Origin of the sequence: Nicoliella spurrieriana (assembly GCF_023380205.1) — a bacterium.
GTDB lineage: Bacteria > Bacillota > Bacilli > Lactobacillales > Lactobacillaceae > Nicoliella > Nicoliella spurrieriana.
In genome coordinates this window covers 1,179,751-1,198,673 of sequence record NZ_CP093361.1, presented here as the reverse complement: position 1 = coordinate 1,198,673, position 18,923 = coordinate 1,179,751, and the positions used below count along the sequence as shown (strand labels likewise).

Below are 18,923 nucleotides of genomic sequence, written 5' to 3'. Positions count from 1 at the left end.
TTAATCCGATTCAATAAACAATTGAATTTATGATACCATAATTCATTTTAAATCAAAAGAATAATGGCGTTTTATTTAACAATTAATCGTTCTACAGCAGCGAACCAATTAATTAAGTTAGAGAGAAGGGTCATTTGTCTTAAATTATTATTCTTGATCGATTCATCCTTATCCATAACCATCGTCTGTTCAAAGTAGTCGTTGATCGGTGCTGCTAATCCAGCTAATTGTTCATAAGCTGATGATGGAGTGGCGCTAAAGTAATCCTGCTTAATGTTATTAACAACGTCATAGAGTGCCTTTTCAGAATCATTATTGAATAACGATGGATCAATTACTAAATCATCATCTGCAAAGTTAGCCTTTGTGGCAATCTTTACTACCCGACTCAATGCTTCAATAATTTCCTTAAAGTGTTCACCATCCATCTTTTGTGAGAGGACCTTTGCACTATCAAGCATGTATAAAACGTCGTTATTAGTAGCATTGACCGTAGCTTCAATAATATCATGACGGTATTTTGCAGATTGCATTACGTTAATAATCCGATCCTTAATAAAGTCAATTACACTATTAATTATAGCGTTTTGATCTAAATCAGGTGCCTTATCCTCACGCTGTTCAGCAATGATAAACGCTTCCATCGAATCAGATAATGGTAATGTCCAACCGTATTGGTTTAAAATCCGCACAATTCCAATTGCCTGTCTTCTTAGTGCGTATGGATCATTTGAACCAGATGGAATCATTCCAGCAGCAAAGAAGGTCATGATGCTATCAAATTTATCAGCAAGGGCTAATGCTGCTCCCACTGCAGTTTCAGGTAACTGACCACTTGCTGAATCTGGAAGATAATGTTCACGAATTGCAGTCGCAACCGCTGGTTTTTCACCCTTTAGTAATGCATACTTTTCACCCATGACCCCTTGAAGCTCAGCGAATTCACCAACCATCTCGGTCACTAAATCAAACTTATAAATTTGTGCCGCCCGCTTAGCATCAGCAGCTTGTTCAGCAGTTAAACCGACTTGCTTTGCAATTTGAGCCACAATAATTTGAACCCGTTCCATTTTTTCATACATCGTTGAAATTCGATCATGGAAACTTACCCGTTTCAGACGGTCAACGAAGAAATCAATTGAATGTTTTTGATCTTCTTGGTAGAAGAACATTGCATCTTCTAACCGTGCGGTCAAAACCTTTTCGTTTCCACTAACCACATTTTGAATATCATTTAAATCACCATTTCGCACGGCAACAAAATGAGGTAATAATTTACCAGCATGGTCAACAACGTAGAAGAATCTTTGGTTATCACGCATTGAAGTAATCAACACTTCTGCTGGAATCGATAAATATTTAGGATCAAAATTACCAGCAAATGCAGTTGGCCATTCAACTAAGTTATTAACTTCTTCCAATAATGAGGCACTCACCTTAATGTCCCAATCCTTATCACTAGCAATTTGAGCAACTTGAGATTGGATCTTAGCCTTACGTTTCTGTGCATCTACGATCACAAATTGTTTTTCTAATTGCTCCTCATAATCAGCAGCATTTTCAATTTCAACATCATGACCCAAGAAACGGTGACCACGGGTAGTTCTACCGGCTTCAACATCTAAGATTGAAAATGGCACCACTTGATTATCTAAAATGGATACTAACCACCGAATTGGTCGAATGTATTCAAGATGATAAACATTCCACTTCATCCGAGTTGGAAATGTCATACTAGTAATAACATCCTTAATGGCTGGCAATATGTCAGCAACGGGCTTTCCTGCAATGTGTTTTTCAATAAATACGTATTCAGTGCCCTTGATTTCCTTAAATTGAATATCGTCAGGAGTGGCTCCTTGCCCCTTAGAAAAACCGATTGCAGCTTTCGTCCAGTTTCCATCAGCATCCTTTGCAATCTTTTTAGCTGGGCCCTTCACTGATTCATCGATATCGGTTTGCTTATCCGCAAGTCCTGTAATTTCTAGGGTTAATCTTCGTGGAGTCGAGAATGGCTTAATTTGATCAAAGGTAATCCGCTGTTCCTTCAAAAACTTGCTTGCACGCTTTACTAGTTGATCAATGCTAGGGGTAACAACATGTGCGGGCATTTCTTCCAACCCGATTTCTAATAAGTAAGTATGTGCCATCTTATTTATCCTCCTTATCATCTTTTAGTAGTTCTTGGCGTTTCTTTTCGTCTTTAATTAGTGGGAACCCAAGCTTCCGACGTTCTTCAATGAATGCCTTAGCAACAGATCTAGCCATTTTTCTAATCCGAGAAAGGTAGCCAGCCCGTTCAGTAACTGAAACCGCGCCCCGGGCATCCAAAAGATTAAAGGTGTGGCTACACTTTAAAATATAGTCATAGGCAGGGTGCACTAACCCGTTTTTAATTTGCTTATGGGCTTCTTCTTCATAGGTGTTAAAAAGATTCAATAACATTTCTTGATTGCTTTCTTCAAAACTATACTTAGAGTGTTCGTATTCAGGTTCCTTAAAAATGTCACCGTACTTAACTCCATAACCCCATTCCAAGTCAAAAACATTATTAACATCTTGGATGTATGAGGCCAATCGTTCTAGTCCGTAGGTAATTTCTGATGCAACTGGATCCATTTCCTGGCCACCAACAACTTGGAAATAGGTAAACTGGGTAACTTCCATTCCGTCTAACCAGATTTCCCAACCAACACCGGCACAACCCATGGATGGGTTTTCCCAGTTATCTTCAACGAATCGAATATCATGTTCAACTGGATTGATACCCAGTTCCTTTAAGCTATCTAAGTATAATTCTTGAATGTTTTCAGGAGATGGCTTCATTAGCACCTGGAATTGGTGGTGTTGGTACAACCGGTTAGGGTTTTCACCATACCGACCATCAGCTGGTCTTCTAGATGGTTCAACATAGGCTGCATTCCAAGGTTCCGGACCAATTGCCCGTAAAAATGTGTAGGGACTCATCGTTCCCGCACCCTTTTCTGTATCATAGGCCTGCATTAATAAACATCCCTGGTTTGACCAGTATGCCTGAAGCTTTAGAATAATTTCTTGCATTGACAATTTCTTAGTCATTGAATACTCCTCCTATATAGTGACGGCATAAAAAAAGCCTATGCAAATAACAACTGTTATCTGCATAGGGACGATTTATTCGCGGTTCCACCCTACTTCTAATCATTTACGATTAGCTGCTTAAATGGTTTCAGTTCGAAAAGCGCCAATTATAATCATTCTTGACTAGTTTCCACTTCCCTAGTCTCACTGGAAAGAAGTTAATTATAACCCTCTTTTTTCATTACCGATATAGATTTAACTTAATCATAATTTACCGTTATCAAAAAGTCAATTTTTAAAACCGATTTTGACTCATTTCTTCTAAAAAGCGTTTACTTTTAGGGTGAATTCCAACCGTATCATCATAAATACTGTCTAATAGCTTTCGCAACTGGGTTTTAGTCGTTTGATTCAAATCAATGGTCCTAATTTTTTTTAATTCAACTACTGAAAACTTCCTAAACCAATAAACGGTGCGCTGGCTTAAACCAAATCTTAATGGATCCATGTGCCAATGTTGACTACAAATCAGCCCATTATACGCAGCTGAATAGTCAAGCGGTAAATCATTACGGTGACAGATTACACAATCACGTAACCATGGCTGCACCCCAAATAATTCTAATAATTGAATTTCAACAATGTTAGTTACCACTGCTGGATCGATGGCATGATTAATCAATTCCAAGGCATAAAATAATTGGTTGAACCACTTATGATTAGCTACCCCTTCTGGTAACGCAGTATCAATTAAACTCATAATATAAGTTGCGTATGCATTTAATAGGATATCAGCGCTAATTTGCTGATAGTGATGAGTCTCAATCGGTTCTTTAATGTATGAAAGCCCATCTTGAGAAATACTTCCCTCATACTTACCATAGGTGAATGGTAAAATATCGGCACTCATTTTAAAGCCCTGTTTACGTCCTCTTCGAATCAAAAACATCTTGGTTCCGTTCTCATTCGTAAAAAACTTAACCAGCATATCGTTTTCACGGTAGTTACGGCGATATAATAAAATCCCATTAAACACGACGTTTTTTTTAATGGCCATTATTACCACACCCTACCTTAATTATTAATAGTCATTTTTCTTGTAACCCAGTTCCTTTAAAATCGAGTTTTTATCACGCCACCCCGGCTGAACTCGTACCCATAGCTCCAAAAACACCTTACTTCCTAGTAAGTCCTCAATATCCCTACGGGCAAGCGTCCCAATTTTTTTCAACATTGCACCCTTTTTACCGATGACAATCCCCTTTTGACTGTCATGATCTAAAATAATGGAAGCTTGGATCTGTACCTTACCATTTTCATTTTTACGAATTTTTTCAATATCAATGGCAACCGAATAAGGAATTTCCTGTCTAGTCAAGCGGAAAATTTTTTCACGAATTAATTCGGCAACAATAAAACGTTCAGGATGATCAGTAACCTGATCTTCTGGATAGTATTGGGGACCATTTGGTAAGTGGTTAGTTAAATCAGCCAACAACTCGTCCACATTATTACCCTGCAGAGCTGAAATGGGAAATACCCCTGCCCAATCTAACGCCTTCTTATAGGTATCCATAATCGGTAATAGGTCATTTGGATGGACTTGATCAATTTTATTAATTACTAAGTAAATGGGTTTTTGAACTGTTTTTAAGCGGTTAATAATAAAATTATCCCCCGCCCCCCGTTTCTCCACGGCGCTTACCATGAATAACACCGCATCAATATCCTTTAGGGCTGACATTGCTGATTCTTCCATAAAGCTACCCAATTTACTCTTTGGTTTTTGAACTCCAGGAGTATCTAAGAACACAATTTGAGAGTCATCAGTAGTATAGACCCCCTGAATCTTATTACGGGTCGTTTGAGCTTTATCACTCATAATTGCAATTTTTTGACCAATAACGCGATTTAGAAATGTTGATTTCCCCACATTGGGACGCCCAACAATGGCAACAAAGCCAGATTTAAAATTAGGATTATCCATTAAAATTACCTCCACGGCATCAATTTAATCAAAAGCGGGACCAAAACTAACATCCCAATCAACGCTGCTGAAAGAGCAGTTAGTAATACCCCTCCAGCAGCAATATCTTTTGCCTGCTTAGCTAGTTCGTTATAATGATTTCCAACCAATAGGTCAACAATTCGTTCAACCAATGAATTAACAGTTTCAGCTACTAAAACCATAAAAATGGCAATCAGCAACCAAAGGTAATCATTAATGGACGCCCCTAATAAAAAGGCACATCCCAAAACAAGTGCTGCACTAATTAAGTGGGTTCTAAAATTTCGTTCAGAAATTAACATCACCCGTAGCCCATTTAAAGCATGGGCAACCGATTGAATAAAACTGTGATTTTTTTCAACTTGACGTTTATCTTTTGAGGCCATATGAATCCATAATCTTTCTTTGGAGTGGGAACATTACCTGCTCATCTTCAGGTTTCATATGGTCATAGCCATTTAAGTGGAGAAAACCATGAACCACTAAAAAGCCTAATTCACGATCGTAGGAATGTTCCAAAAAATCAGCTTGCTCAGCGACCTTATCAACTGAAACAAAGATATCCCCCAAATTTTCGGGAATTTCTGCAGCCATTTCTGGTGGCATTTTAATATCATCATCACCGTCTTCGATTGCAAAACTAATTACATCGGTTGCTCGATCAACACCCCGATATTCACGGTTAATTTCCCTGATCCGGTCGTTGTTGACTAGCGTCACTGACATTTCAGTATCATCACGTAATTTTAGATATTTACCGGCGTACTCCAATACATTCTTAATCAATTGAACGTCCTTTGGGTCCGCACCGGATTTCGTCTCGTCATAAATTTCCAAGTCCATTTAATCTACCCCTATTTTTTGGTATCAGCAAAACTTTCGTAGGCATTAATGATTCTAGCGACCACTGGATGTCTAACCACATCATCAGCAGAAAAGGAAACAAAGCGAATGCTCTTAACATTTTGAAGAATCTTTTGTGCTTCGACCAATCCACTAGCAGTATGCCTAGGTAAGTCGATTTGAGAAATATCACCATTAACGATCATTTTAGATTCAAACCCTAACCGCGTTAAAAACATCTTCATTTGGGCACTAGTGGTATTTTGTGCTTCGTCCAAAATAACGAATGCATTGTCTAACGTTCGACCACGCATATATGCTAGTGGAGCAACTTCAATAATTCCGCGTTCTAATAATCGATTAGTATGCTCTGCTCCTAAGATGGAGTAAAGCGCATCGTAAATTGGCCGTAAATATGGATCCACCTTTTCCTTTAAATCTCCTGGTAGAAATCCTAAACTTTCCCCGGCTTCAACTGCTGGTCGGGTTAAAATAATTTTTTCAACCGTTCCCTTTTTTAAGGCAGCAACGGCCATTACAACTGCTAGGTAAGTTTTTCCAGTCCCGGCAGGACCGATTCCAAAGGTAACGTCATTCTTTTGAACCGACTGCACGTATTGACGTTGACCAAAGTTCTTAATTCTGACTGGATTACCCTTGATATCCTTAATTAATACTTGTTTATAGAGATCTTTAAAGTACTCTAAGGTTCCATTATTAGCCATCTTCATGGCACTAACAAAATCACTATCATTCAATCCAATTCCATTATGAATTAAATCAACCATATTTTTTAGAATGGCAAGCGTATGTTCAACCCCTTCAGGATTCCCAGTTACTTTAATTTTAGTCCCAAAAGCATTAATGGAAACGTCCATTCCCTCTTCTAATAGGGTAACAAACTTATTTTGCGATCCTAATAATGCGGGTTCATCGTCTAAATTACTTAAAACGAAACTATCAGTTATAACGTTATCGTCAGTCAAATTATAATGCTCCCTTACTTTGCTATATTATGATACTAAAATATTAGCACAAAAAGCAGAATTAAAAAAGAAGATGGCCTAAAGAGTTATGTATAACTAAGGGATAATCCCCCTAGTCATTGAATTATTGTAGTAGTTCCTTTACGGCTTGGTTAACCAATGAACCATCTGCCTTACCCTTAACTTTTGGCATTACGGCTCCCATCACTTTTCCAAAATCAGCTTTACCGCTAGCGCCCACTGCAGCAATCGTATCCTTTACGACCTGGTTAATTTCTTCTTGTGACATTTGCTCTGGAACGTACTTATCTAAAACCTTTAATTGTGATTCTTGTTCGGCAACTAAATCATCACGATTTCCCTTTTTAAATTCTTCAATCGATTCTTTACGTTGCTTATATTCCTTCATTACAACGGTAGTTTCTTCGTCAGGAGTTAAATCGTGACCTACCTTAACTTTTTCATTAGTCAAGGCCGCCTTTAATAATCTAATTACACCAAGGCTTTCCTTATCATGGGCCTTCATTGCACTCTTTAAGTCTGCCGTTAATTCATCGTTCAAACTCATAATTCACCATTTCCCTTCAACATTTCTGCACTAAAAAACGCTCCTGATACAACAGGAACGTTTTTATAAATTAGAAGCGACGCTTTTTACTATTGCGTTTTCTTGCTGCTTCGGATTTTAATTTACGTTTTACGCTTGGTTTTTCGTAGAATTCACGCTTACGGTATTCACGCAAAGTACCGCTCTTAGAAACGGTACGTTTGAAACGACGAAGAGCATCATCAAGAGATTCGTTTTTACGAACGACTGTTTTTGACATATGAAAATCCCTCCCTCCGAGCTCAAAATACAACTAATTTGCATTGCTAAATTAGTCCCTAACAAATCAGTTCTTAATAATTATACCTAACTATTAATTTACAGTCAATAACTCTGAAAAAAAATTCAAATATGCTAAAATTAATTTATAAATTAGGAGGTTTTCCATGAAAAAATTAAACGTTTACATTATCTCAGATTCAAGCGGCGAGACTGCATTTTCAGTTGCTAGAATTGCGGTCTCCCAGTTTCCAGACGTTGATGTTAACTACCAGCGCTTTCCATTTATTCAAACTAAATCAATATTAACTGGCATTCTTAAAATGGCACTGGCAGATAACGCCATTATCTTCCATACGCTCGTAAACGATGAATTAAGCAGCATGATTCGCACTTTTACGGCTCAAAACGGTCTCTATAATTCTGACTGTTTGCAAAATTCGTTAAATGTCATTAGTGAACGGACTGGTGATCGACCAGTCCGTGTCCCCGGATTAGTTCATGACTTAAATGAAAAGTATTTTGATCGAATTGCAGCAATGGAATTTGCCGTTGCAAATGATGACGGTAAGAACCCCGGTGGGCTAACTAAGGCTGATATCGTTATTTTAGGAGTTTCTAGGACCTCTAAAACGCCACTTTCATTATACCTAGCTAATAAAAATTTAAATGTCGCAAACGTACCAATTGCTCCGAACACCCAACTCCCGCAAGAAATTTGGGATGTTGACCCTAATCGTATTTTTGGGTTAACAAATACCCCTAAGGCATTGAAGAAAATCAGAAGAGCTCGAATGGTTGCATACGGGCTCAGCCCAGACACCCCATATTCAGATCCGGTTCATATAAAAGAGGAATTAAAGTACGCTAAAAATTTATATAATAAAATTGGTTGTGTAGTGATTAACGTCTTTAATAAATCAATTGAAGAAACTGCCACCATTATCATGGAAAGCCTTAATTTGGATACTAATAACCGTCATTAATAAATTAAAAACCGTCAATTAATGACGGTTTTTAATTTAAAATGGTTTTTGATTTAAAATATCATCAACTAAATTTTGATCAAAATGTTGATCAGTTAGCATTTTAACCTCATAGCCATGGGGTGAAAATTTTTGTTTGCCATCTTCTGATTTTACCATTGGGGTTTCCATGATCTTTGGAACGGATGTCAATTGGGGATGGTGGGCAATATAATTCAATGCATCAAATCCGATTGTCCCCAATCCAATTATTGCATGCCGATCTTTATGACTACCCATTTCATTTTTAGAATCATTTAAATGAACCACCTTGAGCCGTTCAATCCCAATGACATGGTCAAAATGTTCCAATACCCCATCGAAATCATTTTTAACGTCATAACCAGCATCATTAGTATGACAAGTATCAAAGGTCACTGATAATTTCTCGTTTAAGTGCACTCCGTCAATAATTTGAGCTAGTTCCTCAAACGTTCTGCCAACTTCAGTCCCCTTGCCAGCCATCGTTTCAAGTGCAATTTGCGCTTTTTGGTCTGGCTGAATCACCTCATTCAAACCAGTGATAATGTTTTGAATACCTTCCTCGGCACCAGCGCCAACATGTGAACCGGGATGCAGGACAATTTGCGTCGCCCCAATTGCTTCGGATCGTTTAATTTCTTCTTGGAGAAATTGAATTGCAAACTCAAAATTATGCAATTTAGCTTTATTCGCCAAGTTAATAATGTATGGTGCATGAACAACGGTTGAGACAATCCCATGCTCACGCATAAACTGCTTACCTTCATCAGCTTTTAATTCATCAATCGGTTTTCTTTTCGTATTTTGAGGTGCACCGGTGTAAACCATAAAAGCATTTTCACCATAACTAAAAGCCTCTTGTGCAGAACCCAAAAACATGTTTGGACTCTTCATGCTAACGTGTGAGCCAATTAAAAATTGATCATTCATAAATTCCGCCCCTTATTATTTTAACAACTTGTTCAGCAGAATCTGCTGATTCCCAGCTGCAAAATCTTTTTCTAAACATCTTCATTTTATCATATTCATTTTTAAACGTTCCAGTTTGTGAATATAATTCCAATTGCTTAAAAAATTGTTGTTGATTAATAGTAAGTGGCCCAGGTAATTGACTTTGGTAATCAAAATAAAAGCCACGAAGTTGATCACGGTAGTGTTGTAAATCATAACTATAAAAGAGCATTGGTCGATTTAAGTTCGCAAAATCAAACATAACAGAAGAATAGTCAGTAATTAATAAATCAGTAATTAAATAGATTGAGCTAATATCTTCATCAGCTAATATTTTCACCCGATTCTCAAATCCCTCAATGTTAATGTGGTCCTTAATCAAATAATGGGGCCGAATGATTAGCATCGTATCGTTTGGCACCACTTGGAAGAACCGCTTTAAATCAAATGGTAAATCAAATTTATACTGGCCCCGTGTTACATATTGATCATCACGCCAAGTTGGAGCATAGGTGATTACAGTTTGATTTACGTTCCCAATTAATTGCTGTTTTAGTTTATTAATTTGTTGTTTATTATTATCAGCATATAAAATATCATTTCTAGGATAACCAATATCCAAAAACTGATTGTGAAACTGAAATGCACGCTTAAAAATATCCTTTGAATACTGATTTGGTGCAATTAAGTAGTCCCAACGTTTCGTTTCAGCAATAAAGCGACGATGGTAGCGGTTAGTATCCGTTCCGGGCATCTCAACATTATTAATGTCAATTCCTAATTTCTTTAATGGCGTCCCATGCCAAGTTTGAATGTAGCACGTTCGATAGTTCTTTTTCCACCAAGCTGGCATTCTGGAGTTAAAAACCCAAAATTCAGCCCTAGCCATGTACCAAATCCACTTGGGCATAAACCGCTTCAATAGTTTTATTTCAGGATATTGTGCATGTAATGCTTGATATTTATCAGGCTTAACAGCAAAAAAAGCAGTTTGGGCAAAGCTTGGATCATCATGGATTAACTGCCGATAAATTGCAGCTGGGTTATCATTTATATCACGTCCATTAAAACTATCAAAAATCACGATTCCTTTTTTAACTGGTAACCAAATAAGCCCATCGTTAATAACGATGAGCCCATAGCGAATCACGACCTTAACCATTTTTATCAATTTTTTGACGAATGAATTAAGCATCAGATTCCTCCTAATTAAATTAAATCAACAAAGTGTGATCTAAATTTATAATGTAAATGTGAACCGACCAATAAAAAGAAGATGACGAATAACCAGAAAATAATCGTCAGGGTCGAGTGCTGCCAAAACCAAGCTTCAGAAAACATTGATTCTCTAAAGCCATTAACAATATAGAAAAATGGATTTAATTGTAAGATCCGAACAAATGCGGGTGGAAAGGCATCGGTTTGGAAGTTGAACAAGACTCCGGACATGTAAAATAACATCCGCATTACTGATTGTAATAAAATTCGATAATCACGTACTAGAATCGAAACCGTAGAATTAAAGATTCCAAACGCCACTAGCCACATAATCATTGCAAAAAAGTAATAAATCCATTGAATCCAATAAATACTAGGGGTAATGCCACCCTTAAAGAAACCAATAATGATGGAAAAAACTAGCATTGTCCAAAATGAACTGAGGTTACTAATAATTTTAATCGATGGCAAAATACTAACGGGAAATTTCATTTTAGAAACCATTCCCACCTGTTGATAGATACTCTTAGAAGCATCTAAAGTCACACTATTCATGAAGAACCAAGGAGTAATTCCAATTACCATCCAAGAAAGGTAATCTACCCCTTCAGAAGCTCCCTTCTTCAGACCAATGCCAAACACCATCCAATAAATAGCAATTTGAATTAATGGATATAAATATTCCCAAACAAGTCCTAAATAGTGACTTTGATAATCAGATTTATCTTGGTAACGTGAAATTCTAAACATAATTCCTAGGTTACCTAACTGCTCTTTAATTAACGTTACAACTTCTTTCAAGTCGTTGACACTTCCTTATCTAATTCTAAATGTATCGATCAATGACCCGCTTAGTAGCAAAGCCATCATTGTAAGTATTCCAATGCTGGTTAAATTTAGTAAAATCAGTGCGTTGGTTTTTTTTAATTGCGACTGCTAAATCAGCTGTTTTTAAAATGGGCTGACTTGGTAACCAGTTTAATAGATCCGATTGAATCCCAGGCTTTTGTTGGTATTCCTTCAAATCAAACATAAAAAACAACATCGAATGGGCATTGGGTAACAGGGTAAAATCAAATGCAACTGAAGAATAATCCGTAATTAACGTATCGGTCACCGAAAGTAGATCGGCAGTTGATAATTGATTATAAAAATGAATTTTACTATTTCCCGATTGAATGTTTTGATCAGCAATTACTGCTTCTTGATTTTTCAATAACGGATGGAGTTTAACCACTACTTCAGCTTGCGCATCAGCAGTGATTGCTTCTGCCAAATCAGCTGGCGGATTAAACTCTATTCCGTCACGATAAGTCGGTGCGTACAAAATGACCCGCTTATCACGCAATTCAGGAGCAACTGCATATACCCGATCACGAGCGTGCGCTAACCAATCATCCTTAAAAAACCGATCAGAACGAGGATAACCAAGTAGTTGCATGCGGTCAAATGGAACGTGGTAGCTATTTTTAAAAACCGTTCCCATCGTTTTAGAAGCAACGACGTACTCATCAAATTGATTATAAACTAATTGAAACCGTTTTTGATCAGACTTACTACGCTGTTTGGTCTGTGAATCCTCCCAACCAAATTTTTTAATGGCCCCATTAGCATGCCATAATTGAATTACCCGCATTTTAGCAGAATGAATCAATCCGCCCAAAAAGGCATAGTAATTATCACAAAATATCAGTCGAGCTCCCATGATAATGGGAAGTGATTTAAACACAAACGAAAGCCCATCTTGAAATTGATAGGTACTAACCCCAAATGCAGCCAAATCGGTCGCACTAGCCTCAGTATCTGGTTCGTAAAATACAATCAATGATTGACCACTAGGCATTGAAGACGCCATCCGTTTAATTAAACGCAGGTTATTTTCAAAACTCATTATGTAAACAACTTTATCTTTCTTTTTAAAATAAAAACATAATGAAACTACCCGAATCAGCCATAAATAGATTCCCTTCACAACAACGTCACCATCATTCCCTTAAATTAATAGAATCCTTAGCAAATACAAGTGGATATTATAACATAATTCAATTTAACAAACATTAAAATTAAAGGAAAATCAAAATTTACAATTTTAATGTGATTATTTAACCTTCGGTTCCCAGAACCGGCCAATAATTTTAGTAATTGGTGAAATGGTGGTAAACGCATCTGGATCAGATTCATTCATTGCTTCCTCAAATTCACCCATTTCATAACGTGAAACAACTGTAAATAATACTGTTTTTTTAGCATGATTATAAGCACCCTCTGCTCCGTGAATAATGGTAATTCCACGTCGTAAATGGTTTTGAACACTATCAGTAACACTCTTAGGACGTTCAGTTACAATCATTACTTGCAACAGTTGCTGCCTAGTGTAAGTTAAATCAATCACCTTTGCATTAACGACCAGTCCAATTGCAGAGTAAAAGGCATAGGGCCAACCATATGCTAATCCAGCAGCAATCACGATAAAAACATTGAATAAAATATTTACATTTCCAATCGTGCGACCAGTTTTACGCCGAATCACAATTCCTAAGATATCCAAACCACCAGTGGAAATCCCATTCTTCAACGAAAGTCCGGTCCCAAATCCATTCACAACCCCACCAAAAATCGCACAAATAATCGGATCCTTGGTTAAATATACTGGTTGAAGGGTTTTAATCATAAAACTGGCTAAAAAAACAGCAATTACTGTAAAAACAGTAAATTGATGACCAATTTGCTTCCAAGCAAGAATAAATGTAGGGATATTTAACAAGAATAATCCGATTGCCGTAGGAATCGTAAACGGCAAATACCGACTTGACATTGTATCAATTAATTGAGAAATCCCTGTATAACCTGATGAATAAATGTGGCCTGGTGTCCAAAAAAAGTTCATTGCGACGGAAACAGTAATTGCATAACAAAACGCCATTGATGCTTTGGCTAAATACTCGTGCCTTTCAAACAGCTGTCGTACATCATCCATTCTTAAATTACCCCTTTGAAAAAAAATCATGAAATAAGTATAACACCAAAAATTAGATTTAAAACCCAAAAAAGGGAAGAATCAAAGATTCTCCCCTCATAAGTGAAATTATTAATTAATCTTTTGAATGATCATTGTCATTTTCAGTAACTTCAATTCCTAAGTCCAGTAATTGCTTAGGTGCAACTTCAGCAGGAGCCCCCGTCATTGGTTCAACCGCCTTAGAGTTCTTAGGGAACGCAATTACATCACGGATGTTACCACGTTGAGCCAATAATCTAGTAAACCGGTCCAACCCGATTGCCAATCCACCATGAGGTGGGAAACCATATTCTAAGGCATCTAAGAAGTACCCGAACCGGGCTTGAGCCCGTTCTTCACTAAAGCCTAATGCACGTAGCATCTTCAATTGTAACTCACGGGTGTGAATCCGAATTGAACCCCCACCTAATTCCAAACCATTTAGGATAATATCGTAACTTTGTGCATGTGCTTTGTGTGGATCTTCACCCTCATCCAAATAGTGTTCGTCGCCCTCATTTGGCATGGTAAATGGATGATGGGCAGGAACCCAACGACCAATTCCTTCATCATATTCGAATAGTGGCCAATCAACCACCCAAAGGTAATCAAAGACATCCCTTGGAATCATGTTTTGTTCCTCAGCAATCGCTGTTCTTAGGTAACCCAACGTATCAGCAACTACCTTACTCCGATCGGCTGCGAATAATAGCAAATCACCGCTCTTTGCACCAGTGGCATCCAATAATTGTTTAAAGATTCCATCATCCTTAAAGAACTTAGCAATTGGCCCACTAAATCCATCATCGGTAACCTTGAGCCATGCTAACCCCTGAGCGCCAAATCGCTTGACATAGTCAGTGTATTTATCAATATCCTTTCTAGAATATGCATCAGCACCACCGGGAACAGCAATTGCTTTAACTTGATCACCATCAGCAACCGCATTTGCAAAGACCTTAAATTCAGAATCTTTAACTACGCTTGAAACATCCTTTAATTCCATTCCAAATCGAACATCTGGTTGGTCGGTTCCAAAGCGATCCATTGATTCTTGCCAAGTGATTCGTTTAAATGGAGTTTTAACATCAATGTCTAAAGTATCCTTCATTACCTTCTTAATTAAGCCTTCAGTAATGTCTTGAATTTCCTCAGCGGATTTAAATGAGGTTTCCATATCAATTTGGGTAAATTCAGGCTGACGATCTCCCCGAAGGTCTTCATCACGGAAACACCGTGCAATTTGATAGTACTTGTCTAGTCCAGCGCCCATCAGCAGTTGTTTGAATAACTGTGGTGATTGTGGTAAAGCATAGAAACCACCCTTATGAACCCGCGATGGAACCAAATAATCACGTGCCCCTTCAGGAGTTGAAATTGTAAGGTCTGGAGTTTCAATGTCTAAGAAACCTTGGCTATCAAAGTAACTGTGAACTGACTGTAAGATTCGGTTTCGAACCTTTAATCCCTTTAACATTTCCGGTCTTCTAAGGTCTAAGTAACGATACTTTAATTTTAATTCTTCAGAAACATTAATGTCATCTTGAATGTAAAATGGAGGGGTCTTAGCCTTGTTGAATAAAGTAACGTTATTAACTTCTACTTCAACCTTTCCAGTCTTCATATCAGGATTAATTTCATTTTCGGACCGAGCAACTACGGTTCCCTCTACTTGGATTACGTATTCGCTTCTTAAATCTTCAGCAACAGCTAACGCTTCCTTGCTATTATCTTCACTAAACACTAATTGAACGATTCCTTCACGGTCTCTTAAATCAATAAAAATTAGTTTTCCAAGGTCCCGTCGTTTTTGAACCCATCCATCTAAAATTACCTTTTGGCCTAGTAAATCTTCATTTACTAACCCAGCATAAGTAGTTCTGTTCTTCATTTATTCCACCATCCCAATTTATTTATTAAAGTGCTTATCAATCACTGCACCAAAATCATTTTTAACATCTTCAATCGAAACGGTCTCTTCCGTCCCAGTCTGCATTTGCTTAACGTGAATCGTTCGATCAGCTAATTCTTGGTTTCCAATCGTAAGCGTATAATCTGCACCTAACTTATCAGCCGACTTGAACTGCGCCTTGGGTTTTCTAGCTAAGTAATCACGATCCGCAGAAAAACCATTTGCACGTAACGCTTGAACCACTTGTAGTGAGGCAGCATCAGTGTCTGATCCAATTCCAACTACGTAAGCATCTAATTGATTTAAGTTTGGAAATTGAACGCCTTCTGATTCCATCAACAATAATAGTCGTTCGACACCTAGTCCAAACCCAATTCCAGAAACTTCAGGGCCACCTAATTCCTCAACTAACCCATTGTACCGACCACCAGCACAAATAGTGGTATAACCACTACCCAGGGATTTAGAATTAGCCATGATTTCAAAGATAGTGTGGTTATAGTAATCTAGTCCCCGTACAATTTCTGGATCAACCTCGTATTTAATTCCAAGACTATCCAGGAGGCTTTTAACTTGATCAAAATGTTTTTTTGCATTATCAGTTAAATATTCTAAAATCTGGGGAGCATCGGCAACGATCTTTTGATCATTAGCATCCTTACTATCTAACACCCGTAAAGGATTCTTATGCAACCGTTGTTTAGAATCAGCACTTAATTCATCAAAATGTGGTTCCAAATAATCAATCAATGCCTTGCGATAAGCATCACGACTTTCTGTGTCACCCAGTGTATTCAATGCAACTTTTAAATCACTAATTCCAAAGTGCTTTAAAAGATCCATTGCCATTGCAATTACTTCAACATCCAAACTAGGTTCATCGCTGCCGAATGCTTCAACCCCGATTTGATTGAACTGCCGTTGTCGACCTGATTGGGGCCGTTCATACCGAAACATTGGTCCCATGTAAAATACCTTAACCGGCTTTTGATGTTCAGGGCCATACAACTTGTTTTCGATAAATGCCCGAACCACCCCTGCAGTCCCCTCAGGACGTAGTGCAATGTGGCGATCGCCCTTATCATCAAAATCATACATTTCCTTAGTTACGATATCTGAAGTATCACCTGAAGTTCTGGAGAATACTTCGTAATTCTCAAACATTGGCGTTCTAATTTCCCGATAGCGATAATCAGCAAATAACATTCGTGCCGTTTCTTCAACAAATTGCCATTTTTCCGATTCACCCGGTAAAATATCCGCAGTTCCCTTTGGTTTTTGATATCTCATACGGAATCCTCCTACATAATCAATTAGACCAATAAAAAAAGCCCCTGCCAAAATAATTTGACAAGGGCGCAAGAGCGCGGTACCACCTTTTTTATTGCTAATAGGTAACGTCCATGCGACGAATAGCCGGAGCTATTAACCTCAAAAGTGTCCTTCCGCTTTCAAAAACATATCCTTACACCAACCAGATACTCTCTAACGATTGTGAAAACGTACTCTTCTTTTTCATCGGTCTAATTTATAATTCAAGTTAAGATTAATCGAATTGAACTAAAAAGTCAAGATAATTTACCCCCTAATTTCAAATCAGTTATAATGAACACATCATTTAAAAGGGAAGTGCGTTCAATGTATCATTTAACTTCAGACTGGTTAGCCCAGTTACCAGTTGCAAATATTAATCATTTTGAACCCGTCAGTGGTGGTGATATCAATGAATCATACGCTATTTCAGATGGTACCCATAAATACTTTATGAAGGTGCAACCAGGACGCGGTAAGCAGTTCTTTGCCCACGAGGTCGAGGGACTGAAGCTATTGAGTCAAGCAGCAAACACGCCAGAGGTAGTCGCATTTGGTGAAATTAACGGTGATGGATATCTAATTTTAAAATGGTTAGATCAATCCAGTGGTAGTCAGTTTGAATTAGGTCAAATGTTAGCACGGGTCCACCAGATTCATCGTGATCAATTTGGCCTTGACCATGATTTTACAGTAGGCAAAATTCCTAAGCATAATCAATGGCAATCCAAATGGCAGACATTTTACGTTGAACAACGGTTAAAACCATTAATCGAACTAGCTAAACAAAAGCAACGTTGGAATAAAAATCGCAGTCAGCATATGAGTAATATGATTGAGCAAATTAACGAATATTATGCTAACCAACCAGTAACTCCAAGCTTATTACACGGTGATTTATGGTCTGGTAACTTTACCTTTTCAAATGGCAAACCATATTTAATCGATCCGGATGTTTTCTTTGGCAACCGGGAATTCGATATTGCCGTCACCACCGTTTTTGGTGGTTTTAGTCAGGAATTTTATTCAGGATATAATTCCATTTATCCACTAAAAAAAGGCGTTGAAAAACGCCTTGGTTGGTATCGTAGTTACTACTTATTAGTCCATTTAGTATTATTTGGCGAAACATACGGTCCAGCATTAGATAATGTCTTAGAGCCGTTTTAATGCTGGTAGCAATTCCGTAAGCAACGGCACCCGAGCCTCGGGATTCCCGGTAGTACGGATAATGCCATCTGGATCAAATAAGTAGCCATCAATATTGGCATTGTGTCCCGCCTCAATATCCAATTTTCGATCACCAATCATTACTGCATGGTCACGATTAATTGAATATTTATCAATTAAATAATTTAAAGCCCCCGGATTGGGTTTTCTGGGAAAGGACTGTTCACTGGTGATAAAATCAGTAAACAGCCCTTTTATTTTAAACCGGTCCAAAATAGAAAGCGATAAACTATCACGATGGGTAAGCAAAAAATTTTGTCCATCATTTGCGACGTTCCATTTTAAGACTTCAATTGCTCCAGGAAATGGTTGACTATCCATTACCAACCGGTCTTGAAGTTTTTTAAACGGTGGTCTAATTTCAGATTCAGAAAGATTGAATTCGGCAGCAAACCGACTAATTGCACTACCAGCAGAATGACGGCGCATTTCCTCATAGTAAGCTTGATCATCCATTTCAATTTCATCAATCCCTAGTAACTGGAGGGTCTCATCAAATGCCCTTACCATCATGGGATAAGTATTAAAAAGGGTCCCATCGAAATCCCAAAACAAACTACGCAAATTAATCAC

General features: G+C 37.8%; 19 protein-coding genes. 2 read left to right on the top strand and 17 right to left on the bottom strand.

Going from position 1 to position 18,923, the window contains the following annotated elements:
* Window positions 1-71: 71 nt before the first annotated feature.
* From glyS to rpsU, 9 genes are all read right to left on the bottom strand, one after another.
* Window positions 72-2,150, bottom strand: coding sequence for a glycine--tRNA ligase subunit beta (glyS, locus tag MOO44_RS06555; RefSeq protein WP_260116347.1), 2,079 nt, complete (start codon window positions 2,148-2,150; stop codon window positions 72-74).
* Between the two features lies 1 nt (window position 2,151).
* Complete coding sequence (gene glyQ, locus MOO44_RS06550) at window positions 2,152-3,078, bottom strand: glycine--tRNA ligase subunit alpha (RefSeq protein ID WP_260116346.1); 927 nt, start codon at window positions 3,076-3,078, stop codon at window positions 2,152-2,154.
* A gap of 277 nt (window positions 3,079-3,355) precedes the next feature.
* Window positions 3,356-4,117, bottom strand: a complete 762-nt coding sequence (gene recO, locus MOO44_RS06545) for a DNA repair protein RecO (RefSeq protein ID WP_260116345.1) — start codon at window positions 4,115-4,117, stop codon at window positions 3,356-3,358.
* 24 nt (window positions 4,118-4,141) lie between these two features.
* Window positions 4,142-5,047: a GTPase Era gene (gene era, locus MOO44_RS06540; RefSeq protein WP_260116344.1), complete on the bottom strand. Its 906-nt coding sequence runs from the start codon at window positions 5,045-5,047 to the stop codon at window positions 4,142-4,144.
* Window positions 5,048-5,052: 5 nt separating this feature from the next.
* Entirely contained in the window at window positions 5,053-5,454 is a 402-nt protein-coding gene (locus MOO44_RS06535; protein ID WP_260116343.1) for a diacylglycerol kinase family protein, read from the bottom strand.
* Window positions 5,438-5,911 (bottom strand): rRNA maturation RNase YbeY, encoded by a 474-nt coding sequence (gene ybeY / locus MOO44_RS06530; RefSeq protein ID WP_260116342.1) that lies wholly within the window; start codon window positions 5,909-5,911, stop codon window positions 5,438-5,440. Before ybeY ends, MOO44_RS06535 begins: the two co-directional genes overlap by 17 nt.
* Before the next feature lie 11 nt (window positions 5,912-5,922).
* On the bottom strand, window positions 5,923-6,897 hold the full coding sequence (locus tag MOO44_RS06525) for a PhoH family protein (RefSeq protein WP_260116341.1): 975 nt from the start codon (window positions 6,895-6,897) through the stop codon (window positions 5,923-5,925).
* A 124-nt stretch (window positions 6,898-7,021) separates the two neighbouring features.
* On the bottom strand, window positions 7,022-7,465 hold the full coding sequence (locus tag MOO44_RS06520) for a GatB/YqeY domain-containing protein (protein ID WP_260116340.1): 444 nt from the start codon (window positions 7,463-7,465) through the stop codon (window positions 7,022-7,024).
* Between the two features lie 70 nt (window positions 7,466-7,535).
* On the bottom strand, window positions 7,536-7,724 hold the full coding sequence (rpsU, locus tag MOO44_RS06515; RefSeq protein ID WP_260116339.1) for a 30S ribosomal protein S21: 189 nt from the start codon (window positions 7,722-7,724) through the stop codon (window positions 7,536-7,538).
* A gap of 166 nt (window positions 7,725-7,890) precedes the next feature.
* Between rpsU and MOO44_RS06510 the strand changes: the two genes are divergently transcribed.
* Window positions 7,891-8,709 (top strand): pyruvate, water dikinase regulatory protein, encoded by an 819-nt coding sequence (locus MOO44_RS06510; protein WP_260116338.1) that lies wholly within the window; start codon window positions 7,891-7,893, stop codon window positions 8,707-8,709.
* A gap of 36 nt (window positions 8,710-8,745) precedes the next feature.
* Here MOO44_RS06510 and MOO44_RS06505 read toward each other — a convergent pair whose 3' ends face one another.
* The 7 genes from MOO44_RS06505 to hisS all read right to left on the bottom strand — a co-directional run bounded on the left by MOO44_RS06505 (window position 8,746) and on the right by hisS (window position 17,099).
* Window positions 8,746-9,660 carry a deoxyribonuclease IV gene (locus tag MOO44_RS06505; RefSeq protein WP_260116337.1) on the bottom strand — a complete coding sequence of 305 codons (915 nt, stop codon included), beginning with the start codon at window positions 9,658-9,660 and terminating at the stop codon, window positions 8,746-8,748.
* The gene (locus MOO44_RS06500; protein WP_260116336.1) at window positions 9,653-10,876 is read right to left on the bottom strand and encodes a CDP-glycerol glycerophosphotransferase family protein; all 1,224 of its coding nucleotides are present in this window, start codon (window positions 10,874-10,876) and stop codon (window positions 9,653-9,655) included. The genes MOO44_RS06505 and MOO44_RS06500 overlap by 8 nt, the downstream gene beginning before the upstream one ends.
* 14 nt (window positions 10,877-10,890) lie before the next feature.
* Window positions 10,891-11,700 carry an ABC transporter permease gene (locus tag MOO44_RS06495; protein ID WP_260116335.1) on the bottom strand — a complete coding sequence of 270 codons (810 nt, stop codon included), beginning with the start codon at window positions 11,698-11,700 and terminating at the stop codon, window positions 10,891-10,893.
* A gap of 25 nt (window positions 11,701-11,725) precedes the next feature.
* Window positions 11,726-12,790 (bottom strand): CDP-glycerol glycerophosphotransferase family protein, encoded by a 1,065-nt coding sequence (locus tag MOO44_RS06490; protein ID WP_260116334.1) that lies wholly within the window; start codon window positions 12,788-12,790, stop codon window positions 11,726-11,728.
* Between the two features lie 207 nt (window positions 12,791-12,997).
* Complete coding sequence (locus MOO44_RS06485; protein WP_260116333.1) at window positions 12,998-13,876, bottom strand: YitT family protein; 879 nt, start codon at window positions 13,874-13,876, stop codon at window positions 12,998-13,000.
* Between the two features lie 115 nt (window positions 13,877-13,991).
* Window positions 13,992-15,788, bottom strand: a complete 1,797-nt coding sequence (gene aspS, locus MOO44_RS06480; protein ID WP_260116332.1) for an aspartate--tRNA ligase — start codon at window positions 15,786-15,788, stop codon at window positions 13,992-13,994.
* Window positions 15,789-15,806: 18 nt separating this feature from the next.
* A complete protein-coding gene (gene hisS, locus MOO44_RS06475; RefSeq protein WP_260116331.1) occupies window positions 15,807-17,099 on the bottom strand; it encodes a histidine--tRNA ligase in 1,293 nt (430 codons plus the stop codon).
* 348 nt (window positions 17,100-17,447) lie between these two features.
* Between hisS and MOO44_RS06470 the strand changes: the two genes are divergently transcribed.
* Window positions 17,448-18,290 (top strand): fructosamine kinase family protein, encoded by an 843-nt coding sequence (locus MOO44_RS06470; RefSeq protein ID WP_260116330.1) that lies wholly within the window; start codon window positions 17,448-17,450, stop codon window positions 18,288-18,290.
* On the opposite strand, the gene MOO44_RS06465 is transcribed toward MOO44_RS06470, so the two are convergent.
* Window positions 18,276-18,914 carry an HAD-IA family hydrolase gene (locus MOO44_RS06465; protein WP_260116329.1) on the bottom strand — a complete coding sequence of 213 codons (639 nt, stop codon included), beginning with the start codon at window positions 18,912-18,914 and terminating at the stop codon, window positions 18,276-18,278. The genes MOO44_RS06470 and MOO44_RS06465 overlap by 15 nt on opposite strands.
* Window positions 18,915-18,923 lie beyond the last annotated feature (9 nt).